We start from the raw sequence: 20,199 nt of genomic DNA on the forward strand, positions 1-20,199 counted from the left end.
CCCCATAGGGGCTTTTTTTATTGTGATACGAATTACTTCGCAGCAGCTTGAGCAGCAGCAACTTCTTCAGCGAAGCTCATTTCTGCTTTTTTCTCGATACCTTCACCAACTTCGAAACGTACGAAGTTAGCAACAGTTGTACCAGTCGCTTTTAATACGTCAGCAACTTTTTTGTCGTTGTCGATAACGTACATTTGACGGTCAAGAGCAACTTCGTTTAAGTATTTCTCAACAGAACCAGTTACCATTTTCTCAACGATGTTTGCTGGCTTACCAGATTCTAACGCTTTCGCTTCAGCAATTTCTTTCTCTTTAGCGATAAGGTCAGCTGGAACAGCTTCAGCGCTTACTGCTACTGGGTTGAATGCAGCAACGTGCATTGCAATACCTTTACCAGTGTCAGCATCACCTGTGTAAGAAACTACAACACCGATTTTTAAACCGTGTTTGTAGATAGCCAAGTTTTCGCCTTCAACGATTTTCGCGCGACGAACTTGGATGTTTTCACCGATTTTTTGAACAAGCGCAATACGAGCTTCTTCAACTGATTGGCCATCAGCCAATTTTAATTCAGCGATTTTAGCAGCATCAGTTTCGCCAGCAGCTAAAGCAGCAGCAGCAACTGCGTGTGCAAAGTTAGAGAAGTTTTCGTCTTTAGCAACGAAGTCAGTTTGACAGTTTACTTCAACTAAGATCGCTTTCTTACCGTCTTGAACGATAGTGATTGCACCGTCAGCAGCAATGTTGCCAGCTTTTTTAGCAGCTTTAGCTTGACCAGATTTACGAAGGTTATCAATAGCAAGTTCGATGTCACCGTTCGCTTCTGTTAATGCTTTTTTGCATTCCATCATTGCAAGACCAGTACGGTCACGTAATTCTTTTACCATGCTTGCAGTAATTGCAGTCATGTTGATCTCCTAAAATCGGTAGAAAATAAATCTTTTCAACAAAAACGGCCCAAAGAAACTCTGGGCCGTTTGCACTCTCGACGCTTAATTTGCCACCATTACATGTCGCAAAAATGACAAGCCTGCGTCAAAACGCATTAAGCCTCAGAAGCGTCTTTCGCAGCGTCATCGCCTTTTGCTTGAGCGTTCGCTTGAGATTGAGCGTATTCTTTACCAGCAAGAATTGCGTCAGCCATAGCTGAAGCATATAAAGTTACTGCACGGATCGCATCGTCGTTACCAGGAATAACGTAATCAACGTTGTCTGGGTTAGAGTTTGTATCAACGATACCGATAACAGGAATACCTAAGTTCTTAGCTTCTTTAATTGCAATCGCTTCGTGATCAACGTCGATTACAAATAATGCGTCAGGTAAACCACCCATGTTTTTAACGCCGCCTAAAGAACGCTCAAGTTTTTCCATCTCACGAGTACGTTCTAAAGCTTCACGTTTAGTAAGCTTAGCAAAAGTACCGTCTTGAGATTGAGTTTGAAGATCTTTTAAACGGTTGATAGATTGGCGAAGTGTTTTCCAGTTCGTCAACATACCACCTAACCAACGGTGGTCTACATATGGTTGACCAGCACGTTGAGCTTGTTCACGGATGATGTTAGAAGCAGCACGTTTTGTACCAACGAACAAAACTTTATTCTTTTTGCTTGCTAATTGGTTAGCGAAGTTCAAAGCATCATTTAACGCAGGAACAGTGTGCTCAAGGTTGATGATGTGAATTTTGTTGCGCGCGCCAAAAATGTATTGACGCATTTTTGGGTTCCAGAAACGAGTTTGGTGACCAAAGTGCGCACCTGCTTGAAGAAGGTCGCGCATGCTTACGTTGTAATCTGCCATTTTCTTTACCTTAAAAGTTGGGTTAGGCCTCCATATATCCGCATTCTCCACCTTTTTACGGGCACCCAGAGTAATGTGACGATATATGTGCGGATTTTTTACTCCATCTATCAAAATTCTTCGTAAAAGATATTCACGAAAAGCATTTGATAAAATGGGCGGCTATTTATACCATAGACGCTTGTAAATTACCAAAAGTTTTTAGAGATCATGAACAGTACTTATACAGCTCCACGTCGATTAATCAAAACTCCAGATGAAATTGAAAAAATGCGCATTGCAGGACGACTGGCGGCTGAAGTTCTAGAGATGATCAAGCCGTATATTAAGGCCGGTGTAAGCACCCTCGAACTTGATACGATTTGCCGTAATCATATTGAAAATGTACAACACGCTATCCCAGCTTGTGTGGGTTATGGCGGTGCTCCAGGACGCCCTGCTTTTCAACATTCTATTTGTACTTCGGTTAACCATGTCGTGTGTCATGGTATTCCTTCTGAAAATAAAATCTTAAAAAACGGCGATATCCTTAACATTGATGTGACCGTAATTAAAGATGGTTATCACGGCGACACCAACATGATGTATGTCGTAGGAGGTGAAACTTCTATTTTGGCAAACCGTTTATGTAAAGTTGCTCAAGAAGCAATGTACCGTGGAATGGCAACAGTTAAAGACGGTTCATACCTAGGTGACATTGGCCATGCTATCCAGAAATATGTTGAGTCAGAACGTTTTAGCGTAGTACGTGAATATTGTGGTCATGGTATTGGTACCGTTTTCCATGACGAACCTCAAGTGTTGCATTATGGACAAGCTGGCACTGGTATGCGCTTAGAAGCAGGTATGACCTTTACGATTGAACCAATGGTCAATGCTGGTGTTTGGCAGACTAAATTACTTGGTGACAAATGGACTGTTGTAACGAAAGACCATAAACTTTCTGCTCAATATGAACACACTATTTTAGTGACTCAAACAGGTATCGAAGTGTTAACTGCTCGTCCTGAAGAAGACCTTTCTCGCTTCAACTAATAATTTAATAAGCATTAACAAAAGGCTACTTTGAGTAGCCTTTTGTTTTTTATTTTGTATTTTTTATTAATAATTCTTTCCAAATATAAACAAATATTTCAAAACAATTACAATTATTAATTTTTATTAAACAATCAATTTAATAAAACGCGCTATGGTGGGCTCAATAAAAATCAGTAAACAAATGTCGGACATGGAGTCCTTTATGATGAAAAAGTCATTATTTTGTATGACAGCTGCCTTTTTTGCTCTGCCAACAGTCACTTTCGCCGCTTCTCCATATTTTAGCTTAAAAGATGGTGATGGTTTTAAACGCTTTTCAGTCTCTGCCGGCTGGTTACATGCAATGCCACAAGGAAGCGCAAATCCAGTCAACATTAATACCAGTGTCGCTGAAGGAACCAGTTCTAAAGTAGGTTCTGTATCAAAACAATCCGTCTTAAATGCGGCGGATCGGAATTCCAATCCCCTCTTATACGATGCAATTAAAATTCTACCTACAGATACATTACCATCCATTCTTACAGGTACTGCAAAAGTAAATGGATTATCAAATTGGCAAAGTGAAGGTACAGGCTTAGAAGCTCAAAGTGTTGATACTCTAGGTATCATGGCAAATTATAATTTTACAGATAATTTATCTCTGGAAATTAAAGCTGGCGTTCCTCCAAAGGTAGATATAAAAGGTAAAGGAAATATTTATGCACCATTATCTGGTTCAGCAAACACAGCTCTTGGTTCAATCGGTCTAAAAGAAGATATTCATATCACTGATCTTACTCAAGGCGGTAAAGCTGCCACAGCACGAGCTTGGTTACCAGCAGTTGAACTGCATTACCAATTTGGTAAATCTGGTGTAAATAAATTTCGTCCATACATTGGTGCAGGTGTGATGTATGCCTATTTTAATGACTTAAAAATGAATTCAGGGATTGAATCAGATTTAATTAAAGCAGGCCATATGATTCAAAATATTCATGATGGTCAAGCGGGTGCAGCATTAGACGGTAAAACGTCTTCAGCTAACCCTATTGTTAAACTTGAAGCGACCGATACTTTCGCACCGATTCTTACGGTTGGAGCGACCTATGACTTCAATCCGAACTGGTTCGCCGTCGGCTCAGTTTCTTATTCAAAAATGAATAATGAGGCAAAAATTTATGTCACAGATCAAAATACAGGTAAAGAGCTAATTAAAGCGAATACCAAAATTGATATCGACCCACTTATTACTTATGTAGGTGTAGGCTACCGTTTCTAATTTTTTAAAACACTCAAGCTATAAAAGCCTTACTGAAGCTTTTATAGCTTTTTACTGGTAAGTTGAATCCTGCTTCTTTTTAAACCAATATGCTAAAAAAATGAGCATTTCTTATTAAATTATTAGGAAAAACTCATGTCCTACCTCCGTAGTTTCCTTTTTTCTTAATTTTATTTTGTTAATTAATTTTATTAAATTCCAACTAACTGAATAAAATTAAAAACTAACATTTTCCTTTTAGTAAAAATTATTTTTTGGCACATCCTTTGCTTTATCTAAAGCATGATGAATCAATGGCGATTCAATGGATAAACCAAGACGGCCAAAGACGTCCGCTCTGATCGGTATGCAAATAGACAATTTATTTTGTCGTGCAAATTAAAAATTCGTTCAGTTCAGAGGGACGGCGTATGTCTTCAAATATCAATCTAGATGCAAAAAAAGCAACTGAGATTAAATTATTCAGCTTCTCAACTCCAGCAATGCGTGCCTTTCACATGTCTTGGCTCGCTTTCTTTGTCTGCTTCTTCGCATGGTTTGCCTGTGCACCTTTAATGCCTGTTATTAAAGGTGAGTTCGGTTTAACTAAAGACCAGATTGCCAATATTAATATTGCCGCCGTTGCAATTACAATTTTAGTGCGACTCGCTGTCGGTCCCCTTTGCGATAAATATGGTCCACGTATTACCTACACAGCCCTTCTCTTACTAGGCAGTATTCCAGTATTTGGTGTTGCTGCTGCCAACAGTTATGAATCATTTCTATTCTTCCGCTTACTGATTGGTGCAATTGGCGCAAGCTTCGTTATTACGCAATATCATACAAGTATTATGTTTGCACCTAATGTTGTAGGTACAGCAAACGCAGCGGCGGCTGGTTGGGGTAATGCTGGCGGCGGTGCAACTCAAGCCTTAATGCCTTTATTACTCGGTGCAATTGTCATGTTCGGTGTTGAGCAAACTATGGGCTGGCGTATTGCTCTTATCGTACCGGGTGTGATGATGGTGATTGTGGGAGTCCTTTACTGGAAGTTAACTCAAGATTGTCCTCAAGGTGATTTTAAAGAAGTTCGTGCACAAGGCATTGATGTTGGCAGCGGCAAAAAAGGTGGTATGGCAATTTTAATGCAGGCTGCGCGTAACTACCGTGTCTGGATTTTATTTCTGGCTTATGGTGCATGCTTTGGTATAGAAATTTTTATTCATAACGTAGCAGCCATGTACTATGTTGATCAATTCAAAATGGATTTAAAAACTGCGGGTTTAACGGCAGGAATATTTGGTCTTCTTGCATTATTTGCACGTGCACTAGGGGGCATTATTTCCGATAAAGTCGCACTTACTAAAGGACTAGATGGACGTACGAAAGTACTTGTACTCATGATTTTAGGCGAAGGTTTATTCTTAGTCCTTTTCTCTCAAATGAATGGTGTCGCCCTCGCTATTCTTTCAATGACTATTTTTGCACTATTTACACACATGGCCTGCGGCGCAACATATGCTCTTGTGCCATTTATTGACCGTAATGCATTAGGCGGTGTAGCAGGAATTATTGGTGCGGGTGGTAATGCAGGTGCAGTTGCAGCTGGCTTTTTATTAAAAGGTGTACTTGATATTCAAACTTGCTTATTTATTTTAGGTGGACTGGTTATGGTTGCAGGTTGTAGCGTGATTTTGATTCGCTTCACAACCGAACACAAAGAAAAAGAACAAGTCCTTTTTGAAGAAGCGCTACTTGAGCGTAATTCTGCAACTTAATTTTTTATAATCAGCAGAAATTAAAATGATTTCTGCTGATTTGCTTTTGTTATAAAGAGACTAGCGTTGTTACCTTTTAATTTTTCTTAAATATTCCACCATCTATATCGATATCTTTCGATACATCTTCTACAATAACTCATCACTTTCCTATAATTTTCCAATCACAATGACTAAAACAGGCAATCAGTTCTCACAGCCACTTATATACATTTTAATTGGTAGCGCTCTTATCTTGGCTCTTTCATTAGGTGTTCGTCATGGTTTCGGCCTTTATTTAGTTCCAATGAGTCATGATTTTGGTTGGGGGCAACATGTTTTTAGTCTTGCAATCGCAATGCAAAATTTAATATGGGGAGCCGTTCAACCTTTTACAGGTGCAATTGCAGATAAATATGGCAGTAAAATTGTGGTTGCTGTTGGTGGGCTGCTTTATACCCTTGGCCTACTGTTAATGGCCTTTAGTTCAAGTGTACTCATTTTGAATTTAAGCTTAGGTCTTATTATTGGTTTAGCTTTATCAGCAACTTCTTTCACAGTTTTACTCAGTGCCGTAGGCCGAGCTGCTCCACCAGAAAAAAGAAGTATGGCAATGGGCATTGCCAGTGCGGCAGGCTCTTTCGGTCAGTTTATTATGCTGCCTTCCACCCTTCTCTTACTTAAAACAGTAGGATGGTCCGCAGCTTTAATGGTGAGTGCTCTCCTTATTGCTCTAATTATTCCTCTAGCATGGATGTTAAAAGGGCCAAGCAACCAAGCCCCAAAAGCAATCGCTCAACCTCAGCTCACCTTTAAACAAGTACTAAATATTGCTAGAAAACATAAGCCGTTCTGGTGGTTAGCTTTAGGTTTTTTAGTATGCGGGTTCCAAGTTGTATTTTTAGGGGTACATTTACCAGGCTATTTAATCGACCATGGCTTTGATGCGGCGACAGGTACAGTGTTTCTGGCTTTAATTGGCTTATTTAATATTGTGGGAACTTATGGGGCGGGTTGGCTGGGAGATCGTTTCTCAAAACCTAAATTATTAATGGCACTTTATGGTAGCAGAGGGATCGCGATCATTGCCTTTCTACTATTACCTTTAAGCACTTATACAGTATATGCTTTTGGCGTCGTTATGGGTCTTCTATGGCTCTCTACTGTTCCCCTCACCAATGGCATTGTCGCAAATATGTTTGGTGTTAAATACCTTTCAATGCTGAGCGGTATTGTGTTTTTCACCCATCAAGTTGGTTCTTTCTTTGGTGGTTGGCTTGGCGGCGTTAACCATGACTTAACAGGTAATTACAATGCGATTTGGCTATGTTCAATAGCTTTGAGTATATTAGGGGTAATTGTACATTTCTTTGTAAATGAGGAGGCTGTTATTCATGACGCATAATGCCTTACTTTTGAAAACAATTATGACTTTCTTCATTGTCGCTCTTTTGGTTCTTTCCATCATTTTATGGAAACAGACACCTGATTTATTTGAATATTTTAATCAAGCATTTTGTGCACACTAGAAAGATGAGGCGCTGAAATCACTCTGTAGATTGTCATAAAAATATAAAAAACGTATGGTCTAATGAAAATAAAAAAGCCCGCAAATTTGCGGGCTTTTTTATTGAAAAATTATTTAAAATCAAAACAAGCGATTCATACCGTTAAGTGCAGCTACACGGTAAGCTTCAGCCATGGTTGGATAGTTAAACGTTGTTTCGACAAAATATTTCAAAGTATTGTTTGGGCTGTGCATAACTGCTTGCCCAATGTGGATAATTTCGGCAGCGTTATTACCAAAACAATGAATACCTAAAATTTCTAAAGTGTCACGATGGAAAAGAATCTTCAATTCACCTACTGTATCACCCGTAATTTGTGCACGAGCTAAATGACGGAAAGAAGCTTGACCTACTTCATACGGAATTTTCTCTTCCGTTAATTCCTGTTCATTTTTACCAATAGATGAAATTTCCGGAATGGTGTAAATACCCGTTGGGATATCACGTACTGGCTTCGCATCTTCACCACTCATGTTTGCACCAGCACAGCGCCCTTGGTCATAAGCAGCAGAAGCAAGTGATGGCCAACCAATCACGTCACCAGCAGCATAGATATTTTCAACTTCAGTTTGATACTGATCATTTACAGAAAGTTGACCACGGTTGTTTGGTACTAACCCAACATTCTCAAGACCTAAGCCTTCTGTATTACCTGAACGGCCATTACACCAAAGGATCGCATCGGCTTTAATCTTTTTACCACTTTGTAAATGTAGTACAACATGGTCATCAAATGTTTCAAGATGATCCATTTGCTCGTTGTGACGAATTAGCACACCCTGTTCACGTAAGTGATAAGACAAAGCATCAGCAATTTCATCATCTAGATAACTTAATAGTTTTTGCTGAGTATTAATCAAGTCAACTTTATGATCTAAACCAATAAAGATCGAAGCATATTCACAGCCAATAACGCCTGCACCGTAAATAATGATTTTTTGAATTGAGTAATCGAGATCAAGAATTTTGTCTGAATCAAATACACGAGGATGGTCAAAGTCGAGACCTTGTGGATGATAAGGACGACTACCTGTCGCAATCACGATTTGCTTACAAATGATTGTTTCTTTAATGCCTTCATGGCTAAAAACTAAAACTGTATTTTTATCTTGAATATATGCACGGCCATGAAATACGCCGATTTTGTTTCGGTCATAAAAGCGTGTATGTGTATCAACCTGTTGTTGAATCACTTTGTGTGCGTTACGCAACACCTGTTTCATGGTGAACTGTTTCCATTCACCTACTTTTTGAAACATCGGGTCACGTTGATAGCGAATAATACTAGAAACTGTTTGACGTAATGCTTTACTTGGAATAGTCCCTACGTGAGCACAGTTACCACCCAGTTGATCACGTACATCTACAATTGCAACACGCTTACCCGCTTTTGCAAGCTTCATTGCCGCGCCTTCACCTGCAGGTCCAGAACCGAGAACTACCGCATCGTACTTAACGAAATTCCCACTAACGACCTCTTTTTTACGTGGCATTGAAAGCTCCTTCCTCTCTTGAATGACCATATTTTATAATAGATTATGACTAATATGCGGTGAATTTATGTATTTCTCAACCCTATATTTCTGAATAACCACATTTATTATATGAATAGTTATTTTCCGCTATTAACCAAAGAACTCGGCTATAATACAATGTCAATGTCAATGTCTCTATAAACGAGTGGAAAAGTTAAATATGTCAGAACACCGTAAACCTGAACAGGGTGTAAAACTTCGTGGCGCAGAAAAAGTCGCAAGAATTCCTGTAAAAGTTGTACCTACGGTTGAAGTGCCGCGTAAACCTGACTGGATTCGTGTCAAGATGACGGCACCAGAAGAAGTTCAGCGTATTAAAACCACTTTACGTGCTCAAAAACTCCATACCGTTTGTGAAGAAGCAGCTTGTCCTAACCTACCAGAATGCTTTGGTGGTGGTACAGCAACATTCATGATTATGGGTGATATTTGTACACGTCGTTGCCCGTTCTGTGATGTCGCACATGGTCGACCAAATGCATTAGACCCTGATGAACCTCGTCACATGGCAGAGACTATTGCCAATCTTAAACTCAAATATGCAGTAATTACTTCGGTTGACCGTGATGACTTACTTGACGGCGGTGCACAACATTTTGTGGACTGTATTAAGGAAGCTCGTGCGCTTAGTCCAAGCACATTACTTGAAATTTTAGTTCCAGACTTCCGTGGACGTATGGATATTGCTTTACGCATTATGACTGAATGTCCGCCAGATGTTTTCAACCATAATATTGAGACTGTACCTCGTCTCTATAAAGCGATGCGTCCAGGTTCAGATTACCAACATTCTTTAAACTTATTGAAAATGTTTAAAGAATACTGCCCTGACATCCCGACAAAATGTGGTTTGATGGTAGGTATTGGTGAAACTGAAGAAGAAGTCATTGCATTGCTTGATGACTTACGTGCTCACGATGTCGACTATGTGACTATTGGTCAATACTTGCAACCTTCAAAACAACACGCACCAATTGACCGCTTTGTAACACCAGAAGAGTTTGAGCGTTATGCAGAGCATGGCCGTAAACTTGGTTTTAGAAACATCTGGTCTGCGCCAATGGTTCGTTCGAGTTACTTTGCTGACCGTCAATATCACGGTGAGCCAGTACCAGAAGTTCGTCGTAAAGTAGATCCAGCTAAAAAAATCGCTGTTCAAGTCGTCGAAGCTTAAAAATTAAATTTCTATAAAAAGCCCTCTAATACTGAGGGCTTTTTATTTGTATAAGAAAATCAATAACATTTCTTGACAAATAGATAAAACAAGCTATTACACTTTCACTCAAAAATATCTTATACCTAAAAGTACGATATATCCCTGCTCTAGCATATAGATCAATTGCGACATAAAAAATCAAATTTAAACAGCATTAAAAATGAGCTAGTTAAGCCTTAAATCTCTCCTCGCCTTTTGTAACGTCTAACTTGAGGGCTTATCTAGCAAGGAGCAAGTATGATTTTCCTACTCTTTGTTTTAAGTATTGTCATTCAGCTTATTGCAATATGGGCAATTTTCTTTTTTAACCTAAATAGAGTCATTGGTAGTGTTATTACGATTGCTGTAGCCATCCTTACTGCACTCATTTTAACGCCATGGTCACTGCTTTTAGGGATTCCTGTTATTGCTCTTAGCATTATTATTTTGTTTAAGCCTTTACGGTTTAGCTTAATTACAAAACCTGCATATAAAACTTTGGCAAACTCAATGCCGAGCATCAGTACCACTGAGCAAGAGGCTTTAGAAGCAGGAACAAGTTGGTGGGAAAAAGAATTATTTATGGGTGCTCCAGATTGGTCGCAATTTGAGAAGTATCCTTACCCGACACTTTCATCAGAAGAACAAAGTTTTATTGATAATGAAGTTGAAGTGCTATGTAGCATGCTCAATGAATGGGAAATTCATCATCAATTAAAAGACCTTCCACCTGAAGTTTGGCAGTTCATTAAAGATAAAGGTTTCTTAGGCCTAATTATTCCAAAATCATTTGGTGGTAAAGAATTTAGCTCATTTGCTCAAAGCCGCATTATGAGCAAAATTGCGTCACGCTCATTAACTGCTGCGGTAAGCTGCATGGTTCCTAATTCCCTAGGACCCGGTGAGCTACTCATGCACTACGGTACAGATGCTCAAAAGCAGCAATATCTACCGGGTCTTGCCAAAGGTGAAGAAATTCCATGCTTTGGTTTAACTAGTCCTGAAGCTGGTTCAGATGCAGGCGCCATTCCAGATTCGGGTGTGGTGTGCTACGGCGAATATGAAGGTGCTCAAGTCCTTGGCCTGCGTATGAATTTCTCTAAACGCTGGATTACACTTGCTCCGATTGCCACAGTAGTTGGCTTAGCATTTAAGCTTTATGATCCTGAAGGTCTACTCGGCGATAAAAATAAAACCGAATACGGTATTACCTGTGCCCTCATTCCTGCAAGCCACGCAGGTGTAAAAATAGGAGCACGCCATTATCCAGGCTCTCCATTTATGAATGGAACAGTTGAGGGGGAAGATGTTTTCATTCCTATCGACTGGATTATTGGTGGACAGGAAAATGCGGGTAAAGGCTGGCGTATGCTGATGGAGTGTTTAGGTGTTGGGCGTGGTATCTCCCTTCCAGCATTAGCTACAGCCGCAGGTGAAATGAGCTATTTAACTGTAGGTGCTTTTGCGAGAATTCGTCAACAGTTCAATATTTCTGTTGGTAAATTTGAAGGTGTGCAAGAAGCAAGCAGTGAAATTGCCAGTGATGCCTATATGCTTGAAGCATTTCGTTATTTAGTAACATGTGGCCTAAATCAAGGTGGAACTCCTGCCGTGATGACTGCCATGGCAAAATACTATGCAACAGAAACTATGCGTAAAGTCATTAATCACGGTATGGATATTGCCGGTGGACGTGCTATTCAGCTTGGACCTCGTAACTTCCTTGCACTCACCTATCAAGCCATTCCTATTGCAATTACGGTCGAAGGTGCAAACATTTTAACCCGCTCACTCATGATCTTTGGTCAGGGTTCAATGCGCTGTCACCCTTATCTTTTTGAAGAGCTACAATTACTTCAGTCTGACGACAAAGCCAATGCAGTTCAAAAATTCGATGACCTGTTATTTAAACACTTAGCGTATACCTTTAATCGCGGCGCAAAATCATTTGCTTATGGTTGGACAGGTGGTTCAAGTGATGCACCTCAATCATCAGATCAATTCACGGCAAGTTACTATAAAACCATTAACCGTTTTAGTGCCAACTTCGCCCTTGTTTCTGATATGTCACTAGGTTTACTTGCAGGAGATTTAAAACGCAAAGAAATGCTCTCAGGACGTTTAGCTGATATTCATGCACACTTGTTTATTGCCACTGCAATTTTAAAGTTTTATGAAGCTGGGCAAAAAACTGAAGCTGAACAACTGCATGCAAAACTAGCATTACAAAAAGCGTTCTTAAATATTCAGGAAGCATTTTGGGGATTATTTGACAACTTCCCAGCCAAGCTTCCAGCAGCCTTAGTGAAATGGATTTGTTTCCCGTTAGGTCGTGTGATTGCAAAACCTGATGATGAGTTAAAACAGCAAGTTGCTGAACTCATGATGGAAGAACATCCGTTTAGAGAGCAACTCAAACGCCATGTGTACTATTCAACTGAACCTAACGATGTTACTGGCCGTCTAGAGCACACGTTCCAGATTTTAAGAACCCTTGAACCGCTTTGGGATAAGTTTAAGAAAGCTGAATCCAAAGGCAAGTTTACTGGTCTTACTTTTGAAGAGAATATTGCACAAGCGATAAAAGAAGGCTTTATTTCTGAAAACGAAGCTCAACAATTATTGCAATACAACGCAATTCGATTTGACAGCATGCTTACCGATGTTTTTGATGAAAAACTCGATAAGGACCTACCTTTGTCAAACCCTCATCAAATAGTGTGACTGATGCCTCCACCAATTCACTATTGCAATCATTTTTGATTCGCATTAATTAATAAATAGCCATAAAAGCGTCACACGACGCTTTTATTTTTAGGAGAAATTAATGTCTAAGCAAGATTACGAAAATGGATTAAAAGTACGTACAGAAGTGATGGGAGAAGCTTTTGTAAAACGTGCCCAAGAAAATACCGTACCCTTTACTCAACCTTTACAAGACTGGATTAATGAACATGCATGGGGATCAACTTGGCAACGTGAAGGTGTGCTTCCACGTAAATATCGCTCATTAATTACTTTAGCAATGCTCACAGCACTTAAATCGCCAACTGAACTTAAAGGCCATGTTCGTGGCGCACTCAACAATGGTTGTACAGTTGAAGAGATTCAAGAAACTTTATTGCATAGTCTGCCATATTGCGGCGCGCCTGCTACTCAAGAAGCCTTTCGTGCTGCTTTAGAAGTCATTCAAGAATATCAACAAAAATAACTTCAATCTGAGCCAGCACTCTACTGGCTCACTTTGACCTAATTTAACGTAGTCGAATAAATATTTAAATTACGATCACCAATTACAATAGCCTGACGACAAATCCCTTCTGCTTTACGCTGGTTCTCAAAAACTGTTGCTGACATCGGCTCAAAACTATCGAAAAAGCAAATTTCTTTTGAATCTACAGAATAAACGAGCGACTGATTTCCAACACCATCTAAAGTGTCGTAGTACACGATTACCATTTGCCCATCTTGAATTGCGTCTTGAATGTCTTGATAGCTCAAAGCAGGCCCTGTCGATATGTTCAATACCATTGCCTCTTTATAACTCATACGTTCGCTGGGGCTAATGTTAGGGTCTTTATCTGAATAAAATGAAACATCAAAGCCAAACTTTTTTAAAGCAACAGCTAAAGCAATGGTATAGGTACCATCTTGCTCATATCGGCAAACTTTAATCAACTCAGCAACATCAACTTGAACCCCATAATGCTTTAGCACCATCCAAACTGCAAAAACACCACTGTTTGCCTCGAGGTTTGCCAAAGATTCGGGAATATTTAAGGCCATAATTTAAATCTAAAGTCGTAATTAAGCAGATAATAAACAAAACTGGATTGGCACTAAAAGCTTTTCCAAGTACAATGTTTCGCTAGTCGAGGGATGCTGCGACAAATGATCGGCACTAAAGATCAATTTGCCAGGCTCGACGATCGGTTAAACACTCGTTTTAACCAACAACGGCATCCGCGAACAGAATGATCAATACTATTTTTTCCTAGGAGATCCTGATGAACGCGGTTAATGCTTCATTTACAGATTACAAAGTTGCTGACATCTCACTTGCTGACTACGGTCGTAAAGAAATCAAACTTGCTGAAGCAGAAATGCCAGCTTTGATTGGCTTACGTAAACGCTATGCAGCATCTAAACCACTTGCTGGCGCAAAAATTCTTGGTTGTATCCACATGACCATTCAAACAGCGGTTCTTATTGAAACGCTTGTTGAATTAGGTGCTGAAGTTCGCTGGACTTCATGTAACATTTTCTCTACTCAAGACCACGCTGCTGCTGCAATTGCTGCTCGCGGTATTCCAGTTTTTGCTTGGAAAGGTGAAACTGAAGAAGAATATGTATGGTGCTTAGAACAACAGATCAATGTAAATGGCCAACCTTGGGATGCCAACATGATTTTGGACGATGGCGGTGACTTAACTGCTCTTGTTCATGAAAAATACCCTGCTCTTTTAGAACGTATTCACGGTATTACCGAAGAAACAACTACAGGTGTTCAACGTCTTATCGAAATGTGGAAAGACGGCACTTTAAAAGTACCTGCAATTAACGTAAATGACTCTGTTACTAAGTCTAAAAACGACAACAAATATGGCTGCCGTCATTCATTAAATGATGCAATCAAACGTGCTACAGATATGTTGTTATCTGGCCGCCGTGCACTTGTGATTGGTTACGGTGACGTAGGTAAAGGTTCTGCTCAATCTTTACGTCAAGAAGGCATGATTGTTCGTGTAACAGAAGTTGACCCGATTTGTGCAATGCAAGCATGTATGGACGGCTATGAAGTTGTATCTCCATACAAAAACGGCGTACAAACAGGTAAAAAAGAAGATGTTAACCAAGACCTTCTTGGCAACACTGACCTTGTTGTAACGACTACTGGTAACTACCACGTATGTGATGCTGCAATGTTAGATAGCTTAAAAGCTGGTGCAGTTGTATGTAACATCGGTCACTTCGATACAGAAATCGACACAGCTTATTTACGTGGTTACAAGTGGGTTGAAGTTAAGCCACAAGTTCACCAAGTTTATCGTTCAGAAGACGAAAATAACTACCTTATCCTTCTCTCTGAAGGTCGCCTTGTAAACCTAGGTAATGCAACTGGTCACCCATCACGCGTGATGGACGGTTCTTTTGCTAACCAAGTTTTAGGTCAAATTCACTTATTCCAAGAGAAATTTGCTGACCTTCCTGCAAACGAAAAAGCTGCAAAAATTCGTGTAGAAGTTCTTCCTAAGAAACTTGACGAAGAAGTTGCTGCAGCAATGGTTGCAGGTTTCGGTGGTGTACTTACCCAGTTAACTCAAAAGCAAGCCGATTACTTAGGCGTTGCTGTTGAGGGACCATTCAAGTCTGACGCTTACAAATACTAAGAACTTAAGGGCAGACGGTGAACCGACTGCCCTTTTTTCTAAAATGTTTCGCTGTTTACAAGGATTTGACATGACTAAACGTACACCTATTTCTTTTGAGTTTTTCCCGCCAAAAACCGATGCCGGTGCTGAAAAACTGCGTATTGTTCACCAAGAACTACAGCTATTAAACCCTGAGTTTTTCTCGATTACTTATGGAGCTGGTGGCTCTACTCGCGAACGCACGCTTGCTGCTATTGATGATTTCAATGGCAAAGGTACACCGGTTGCCCCTCACCTTTCTTGTATTGGTGATGATAAAGCGCGTATTGCTGAACTACTCAATTTATACAAGGCACAAGGTATTGACCGTATTGTCGCTTTACGTGGCGACTTACCATCTGGTCAAGTTGGACTTGGCGAGCTTCCTTATGCTCAAGATTTAGTACGTTTTATTCGTGAGCACTCAGGTGATCATTTTCATATTGAAGTTGCAGCTTATCCAGAAATGCATCCTCAAGCTGAAAATCTTGATTCAGATATTCAACGTTTTATTGAAAAAGTACAAGCTGGTGCTAATGCAGGAATTACCCAATTCTTTTTTAATCCAGATTCGTACTTTTACTTTATAGAGCGCTTGGAAAGTGCAGGAATTAACATTCCAGTGGCTCCTGGTATTATGCCAATTACTAATGCAAGTAACTTAATTCGCTTTGCAGATGGTACTGGTGCTGAAATTCCTCGTTGGATTCGTAAGCAATTACAAGCCTATGGCGATGACAGTGAAAGTATTAAAGCTTTCGGTCATGAAGTTGTTGTTAAGCTATGCGAGCGCCTGATTGCAGGTGGTGCACCAAGCTTACACTTCTATTCAATGAATCAAGTCGAACCAACCCGTCAACTTGTTGTTGATCTTGGTTTAAATTAATTTTGTAAGGCGTACCCAATGAATCGTTTTTTTATCGAAACTGAACTTACAGTTGGCTCAACAATTCAACTGACTGAATCGGTATTTCATCATTGGGTGCGTGTTTTACGCGCACAACTACAAGAACAAGCGACTCTATTTAATGGACAAGGTGGCGAATATCTTGCGACACTCACCGAAATTAATAAAAAAAATGCATTTGTCGCCATTGAGAATTTTAATCCTGCCAACCGTAATGCCCCTTTTAAAGCTGTTCTTGGTCAGGTCATGAGTAAAGGCGACCGAATGGATTATGCCATTCAAAAAGCCACCGAACTTGGTGTAAGCAAAATTCAGCTTTTAACCAGTGAACGCTGTGAAATGCGTTTAAAATACGACCGCGACCAAAAAAAATTAGATCATTGGCAAGCTGTTGCAATTGCAGCCTGTGAACAATGCGGGCTTAACTTTGTCCCAGAAGTTTTAGCACCCGTCCCTCTTCATGAATGGCTAAAATCTTCTGATCTTCCTGCATCTAAATTTGTTTTGGCTCCTGAAAAAGAACAAAAAGATGTATTAGCAGGGATCCAACCAGAACTCGCTCTCTTAATTGGTCCTGAGGGTGGTTTAAGTGAAAATGAAATTACACAAGCTAATCAAGCAGGATTTATGAACTGGTGTATTGGAGATCGTGTTTTACGCACCGAAACTGCGCCTGTTGTTGCATTATCTATTTTAAATTATCGGTTTTTATCCATATAAGCTAATTGAACATTGATTAAATCAACAATTAAAGTTAACTTACTTTTAATGTATGAATATTAATTTAAATTCTTTTCCACTGATAAATCAGATTCTTTCTGTATAAATGTAAAAAAATAGGATAGAAAAATCTTATGTCTGGCCTTCAGGAAGAATATTTACAGCATCAAACAAGGATTGAGCAGCTCCGACTCTCAATTCAATATATTCGCTTGTATCTGATTAGCTTAATATTACTTTGCTTAATTTCGGCCATTATTTTCACTTGTTACTTTACTTCTTACATCACAAATTTTATTTGGTCAATTGGTTTCACTATTTTATGTCTTGGTTGTCTATTATTTATCCCAAAGTTTTTAACACGTTATCGTGACATTAATTTCATTAGAAAAACTGATTTAACATTACAAGCTATTTGTTTGGTATCAGGGATATTAATGGGATTAAATATAATTGTTCTGCATTTCTCTCTTCCTTCTACAATTATATCTATCTCTGATGTTCATATTCTAATTGGATTATTTATTAGTTCATCTCATATTATCGGTCTTACCTTTCTAACTCAGCAACCCCGATATTTTTATTTACTTTTTATTCCAAGCACTGTTCCACTTATTATTAGCCAGTTTACACATGTACAGACATCGCAACTTCCCTTTTACTTTGCGTATAATTTAGCCTTCTTAGCTACCCTACTTTGTGCTTACGCAACTCAACGCAACTACCAAAAAATTTCTCAGCTCCTATTTAAAAATAAACAACTCGTACAAGTTGCGGAACAACATACGCAATGGGCTGAAGAATTATGTATACAACTTCAACAAGAAGTAAATAAATTAAAAGATATTGAAGCACAGCTTCAATTTAATAATCATTTGCTCGAACAGAAAGTACGTGAAAGGACCTATGATTTAACCAAAATGAATGAGAAGCTTGAAAGCCATCATCATAATTTAGCATTTGCTCATGAAACTGCTGGTATTCGTCCGTGGGATTGGGACATTGAAAAACAAAAATTAGAAATTACTTTTTTTGATCGACAAAAGCAGACTCAAAGTACATCTTTACACCTCAATACAATTTTAGAACGTATCCATCCTAATGATCGAAAGTTATTTGATGAGCGCCTAAAAGAGCATTTAGATGGAAAATCTGATCACTTCAATATTACCTTTCGTATTCTACGGCGTAATGGTTCTTGGCGCTGGATTCACGATGTAGGCCGTGTCATTAGCCGTGACCCTAAATCCAATAAAGCTTTACGCATGGTGGGAATGACCAGAGATATTCATCAAGAAAAAAAAGATCAAGAACATTTGAGACTTTGCGCTATTGTGCTTGAACAAGCAGCAGAAGGAATTTTTATTTTAGATGATAAACTGAATTATATTGATGTTAATCCCTATTATGAAAAATTAACTGGTTTCTCGAAATCTGAATTGTTAAATCAACAACTATTCAATATCACAATAAATCAGAAATTACAGCAACAAGAGTTTCATGACTCCATTACCCAGCAACTACTTAAAACTGGCGAATATATGGGTCAATTTGATGAAAAGTTTGTATCAGGTAAAAGTGTTCACTTATGGCTCCATATTAATGCTGTGAAAGATGAACATAATCAAGTTATTAATTATATTGGTTTTGCACGTGATTTAACCGAACAAAAGCGGCAAGAGCAACATTTATCTTATTTAAAAAATTATGACAGCTTAACTCATCTTCCTAATCGTTTTTATTATTACAATCAATTACACCAGTATTTAATTAATCCATCTTATAGCTTTAAAAATCTTGCATTAATACGTATTAATATTGATAGGTTTAGAGCGTTTAATGAGTTTTTAAATAATGATAGTGGTGATGAATTACTAAAACAGTTTGCACAGCGTCTACGCCTCACCAACATTAATGCCATTTTAGTGGCTTACTTAAATGGTGATGATTTTGCAATTATTTATGAAATATCACCAATTCATCCTAATATTGAGCAATATTGTCAAAATATTTTACAAGCATTAAATGCTCCATTTTATATTGATCAACAAGAGTATTTTATTACCGCCTCTATTGGAGTTGCCTGCTTTCCAGAGCATGGTAGACAAATTGACCATCTCAATAACCATGCCGAACAAGCACTATCTGAAGCAAAACGTTTAGGTGGTAACACCATTTGCTACTATTTCAATAAAGCAACCAATCCGTATAAAACCGCAGATTTAGAGCAAGAATTACGCAAAGCCATCCAAAATGATGAATTTATTGTTTATTACCAACCAAAAATTAATTTAAATGACAAATCTCTTAAAGGTTTTGAAGCCTTAATTCGCTGGCAACATCCTGACAAGGAATTAGTCATGCCGAATATGTTCATTCCTTTTGCCGAACGTAGTAGCCTTATTTCCGATATTGGTAAAGTGGTTTTAGATAAGGTTGGCAAACAATTACAAGAGTGGAAAAACTTAGGTTATTCAGATATTCAAGTCTCTGTAAATATTGTTGCCCAACAAATTCATCGTGGACTTTTACTGAATGATCTAGATGAAGTTTTAGAGAAATATCAACTCGATGGATCAAATCTAGAACTCGAAATTACTGAATCGGCTTTATTAGACAATACTGATAATGTGAAAAAATTATTGCATTCAATTAAAGAACGCAATATTTCGATTGCACTCGATGACTTTGGTACAGGCTATTCATCTTTAGCTTACCTGACAGAATATCCAATCGATGTTTTAAAAATTGATCGAGCCTTTATTTCGAAAATCGGCGATCAAAAACAAGAAGCTATTGTCAATGCCATGATTGCGATGGGCAAAAGTATGGGGTTAAAACTGGTGGCTGAAGGTGTTGAAACCGAAGAGCAAGTTATTTATCTACAAAAACAACAATGTGATTTTTTACAAGGCTATTTCTTTAGTCGCCCACTTCATCCAAATCAGATTAAGCAATATCTTCAATCAAATACACATATTTCATAATTGTTTTAACAGTCTATTTTACATGCACTGGTTTTTCCAAAAATGA

The 20,199-nt window shown here is 38.8% G+C and carries 15 protein-coding genes; 11 read left to right on the forward strand and 4 right to left on the reverse strand.

Going from position 1 to position 20,199, the window contains the following annotated elements:
* Positions 1-32: 32 nt before the first annotated feature.
* Positions 33-908: a translation elongation factor Ts gene (gene tsf, locus MSG95_RS00800; protein WP_019457162.1), complete on the reverse strand. Its 876-nt coding sequence runs from the start codon at positions 906-908 to the stop codon at positions 33-35.
* Between the two features lie 137 nt (positions 909-1,045).
* Entirely contained in the window at positions 1,046-1,798 is a 753-nt protein-coding gene (rpsB, locus tag MSG95_RS00805; RefSeq protein ID WP_001982118.1) for a 30S ribosomal protein S2, read from the reverse strand.
* Positions 1,799-2,008: 210 nt separating this feature from the next.
* On the opposite strand from rpsB, the gene map reads away from it, so the two are divergent.
* From map to MSG95_RS00825, 4 genes are all read left to right on the forward strand, one after another.
* On the forward strand, positions 2,009-2,833 hold the full coding sequence (gene map / locus MSG95_RS00810; RefSeq protein ID WP_004700423.1) for a type I methionyl aminopeptidase: 825 nt from the start codon (positions 2,009-2,011) through the stop codon (positions 2,831-2,833).
* A 205-nt stretch (positions 2,834-3,038) separates the two neighbouring features.
* Positions 3,039-4,094 carry an OmpW/AlkL family protein gene (locus tag MSG95_RS00815; protein ID WP_004700422.1) on the forward strand — a complete coding sequence of 352 codons (1,056 nt, stop codon included), beginning with the start codon at positions 3,039-3,041 and terminating at the stop codon, positions 4,092-4,094.
* Positions 4,095-4,504: 410 nt separating this feature from the next.
* Positions 4,505-5,851, forward strand: a complete 1,347-nt coding sequence (locus MSG95_RS00820; RefSeq protein WP_004700421.1) for an MFS transporter — start codon at positions 4,505-4,507, stop codon at positions 5,849-5,851.
* A 169-nt stretch (positions 5,852-6,020) separates the two neighbouring features.
* The gene (locus tag MSG95_RS00825; RefSeq protein WP_324624565.1) at positions 6,021-7,235 is read left to right on the forward strand and encodes an MFS transporter; all 1,215 of its coding nucleotides are present in this window, start codon (positions 6,021-6,023) and stop codon (positions 7,233-7,235) included.
* A 243-nt stretch (positions 7,236-7,478) separates the two neighbouring features.
* On the opposite strand, the gene sthA is transcribed toward MSG95_RS00825, so the two are convergent.
* A complete protein-coding gene (sthA, locus tag MSG95_RS00830; protein WP_004700414.1) occupies positions 7,479-8,891 on the reverse strand; it encodes a Si-specific NAD(P)(+) transhydrogenase in 1,413 nt (470 codons plus the stop codon).
* 202 nt (positions 8,892-9,093) lie between these two features.
* Here sthA and lipA point away from each other — a divergent pair, with 202 nt between their 5' ends.
* From lipA to MSG95_RS00845, 3 genes are all read left to right on the forward strand, one after another.
* Positions 9,094-10,107: a lipoyl synthase gene (lipA, locus tag MSG95_RS00835; RefSeq protein WP_004700412.1), complete on the forward strand. Its 1,014-nt coding sequence runs from the start codon at positions 9,094-9,096 to the stop codon at positions 10,105-10,107.
* Positions 10,108-10,386: 279 nt separating this feature from the next.
* Positions 10,387-12,852, forward strand: a complete 2,466-nt coding sequence (locus tag MSG95_RS00840) for an acyl-CoA dehydrogenase (RefSeq protein ID WP_004700411.1) — start codon at positions 10,387-10,389, stop codon at positions 12,850-12,852.
* 103 nt (positions 12,853-12,955) lie between these two features.
* Positions 12,956-13,339 carry a carboxymuconolactone decarboxylase family protein gene (locus tag MSG95_RS00845; protein ID WP_000043120.1) on the forward strand — a complete coding sequence of 128 codons (384 nt, stop codon included), beginning with the start codon at positions 12,956-12,958 and terminating at the stop codon, positions 13,337-13,339.
* A gap of 38 nt (positions 13,340-13,377) precedes the next feature.
* Here the strand turns inward: MSG95_RS00845 and MSG95_RS00850 are convergent, their stop codons facing one another.
* Complete coding sequence (locus MSG95_RS00850) at positions 13,378-13,914, reverse strand: cysteine peptidase family C39 domain-containing protein (RefSeq protein ID WP_004700408.1); 537 nt, start codon at positions 13,912-13,914, stop codon at positions 13,378-13,380.
* A 221-nt stretch (positions 13,915-14,135) separates the two neighbouring features.
* On the opposite strand from MSG95_RS00850, the gene ahcY reads away from it, so the two are divergent.
* The 4 genes from ahcY (at position 14,136) to MSG95_RS00870 (ending at position 20,153) form a co-directional block, all read left to right on the forward strand.
* Positions 14,136-15,518 (forward strand): adenosylhomocysteinase, encoded by a 1,383-nt coding sequence (gene ahcY, locus MSG95_RS00855; RefSeq protein WP_004700407.1) that lies wholly within the window; start codon positions 14,136-14,138, stop codon positions 15,516-15,518.
* 70 nt (positions 15,519-15,588) lie between these two features.
* Positions 15,589-16,425: a methylenetetrahydrofolate reductase [NAD(P)H] gene (gene metF / locus MSG95_RS00860; protein WP_004700404.1), complete on the forward strand. Its 837-nt coding sequence runs from the start codon at positions 15,589-15,591 to the stop codon at positions 16,423-16,425.
* An 18-nt stretch (positions 16,426-16,443) separates the two neighbouring features.
* Complete coding sequence (locus tag MSG95_RS00865; RefSeq protein ID WP_004700403.1) at positions 16,444-17,166, forward strand: 16S rRNA (uracil(1498)-N(3))-methyltransferase; 723 nt, start codon at positions 16,444-16,446, stop codon at positions 17,164-17,166.
* Positions 17,167-17,300: 134 nt separating this feature from the next.
* Positions 17,301-20,153: a putative bifunctional diguanylate cyclase/phosphodiesterase gene (locus MSG95_RS00870; protein WP_324624566.1), complete on the forward strand. Its 2,853-nt coding sequence runs from the start codon at positions 17,301-17,303 to the stop codon at positions 20,151-20,153.
* Positions 20,154-20,199: the final 46 nt, after the last annotated feature.

It is taken from the genome of Acinetobacter sp. IK23 (assembly GCF_035615275.1).
In the GTDB taxonomy this organism is placed as follows: domain Bacteria; phylum Pseudomonadota; class Gammaproteobacteria; order Pseudomonadales; family Moraxellaceae; genus Acinetobacter; species Acinetobacter seifertii.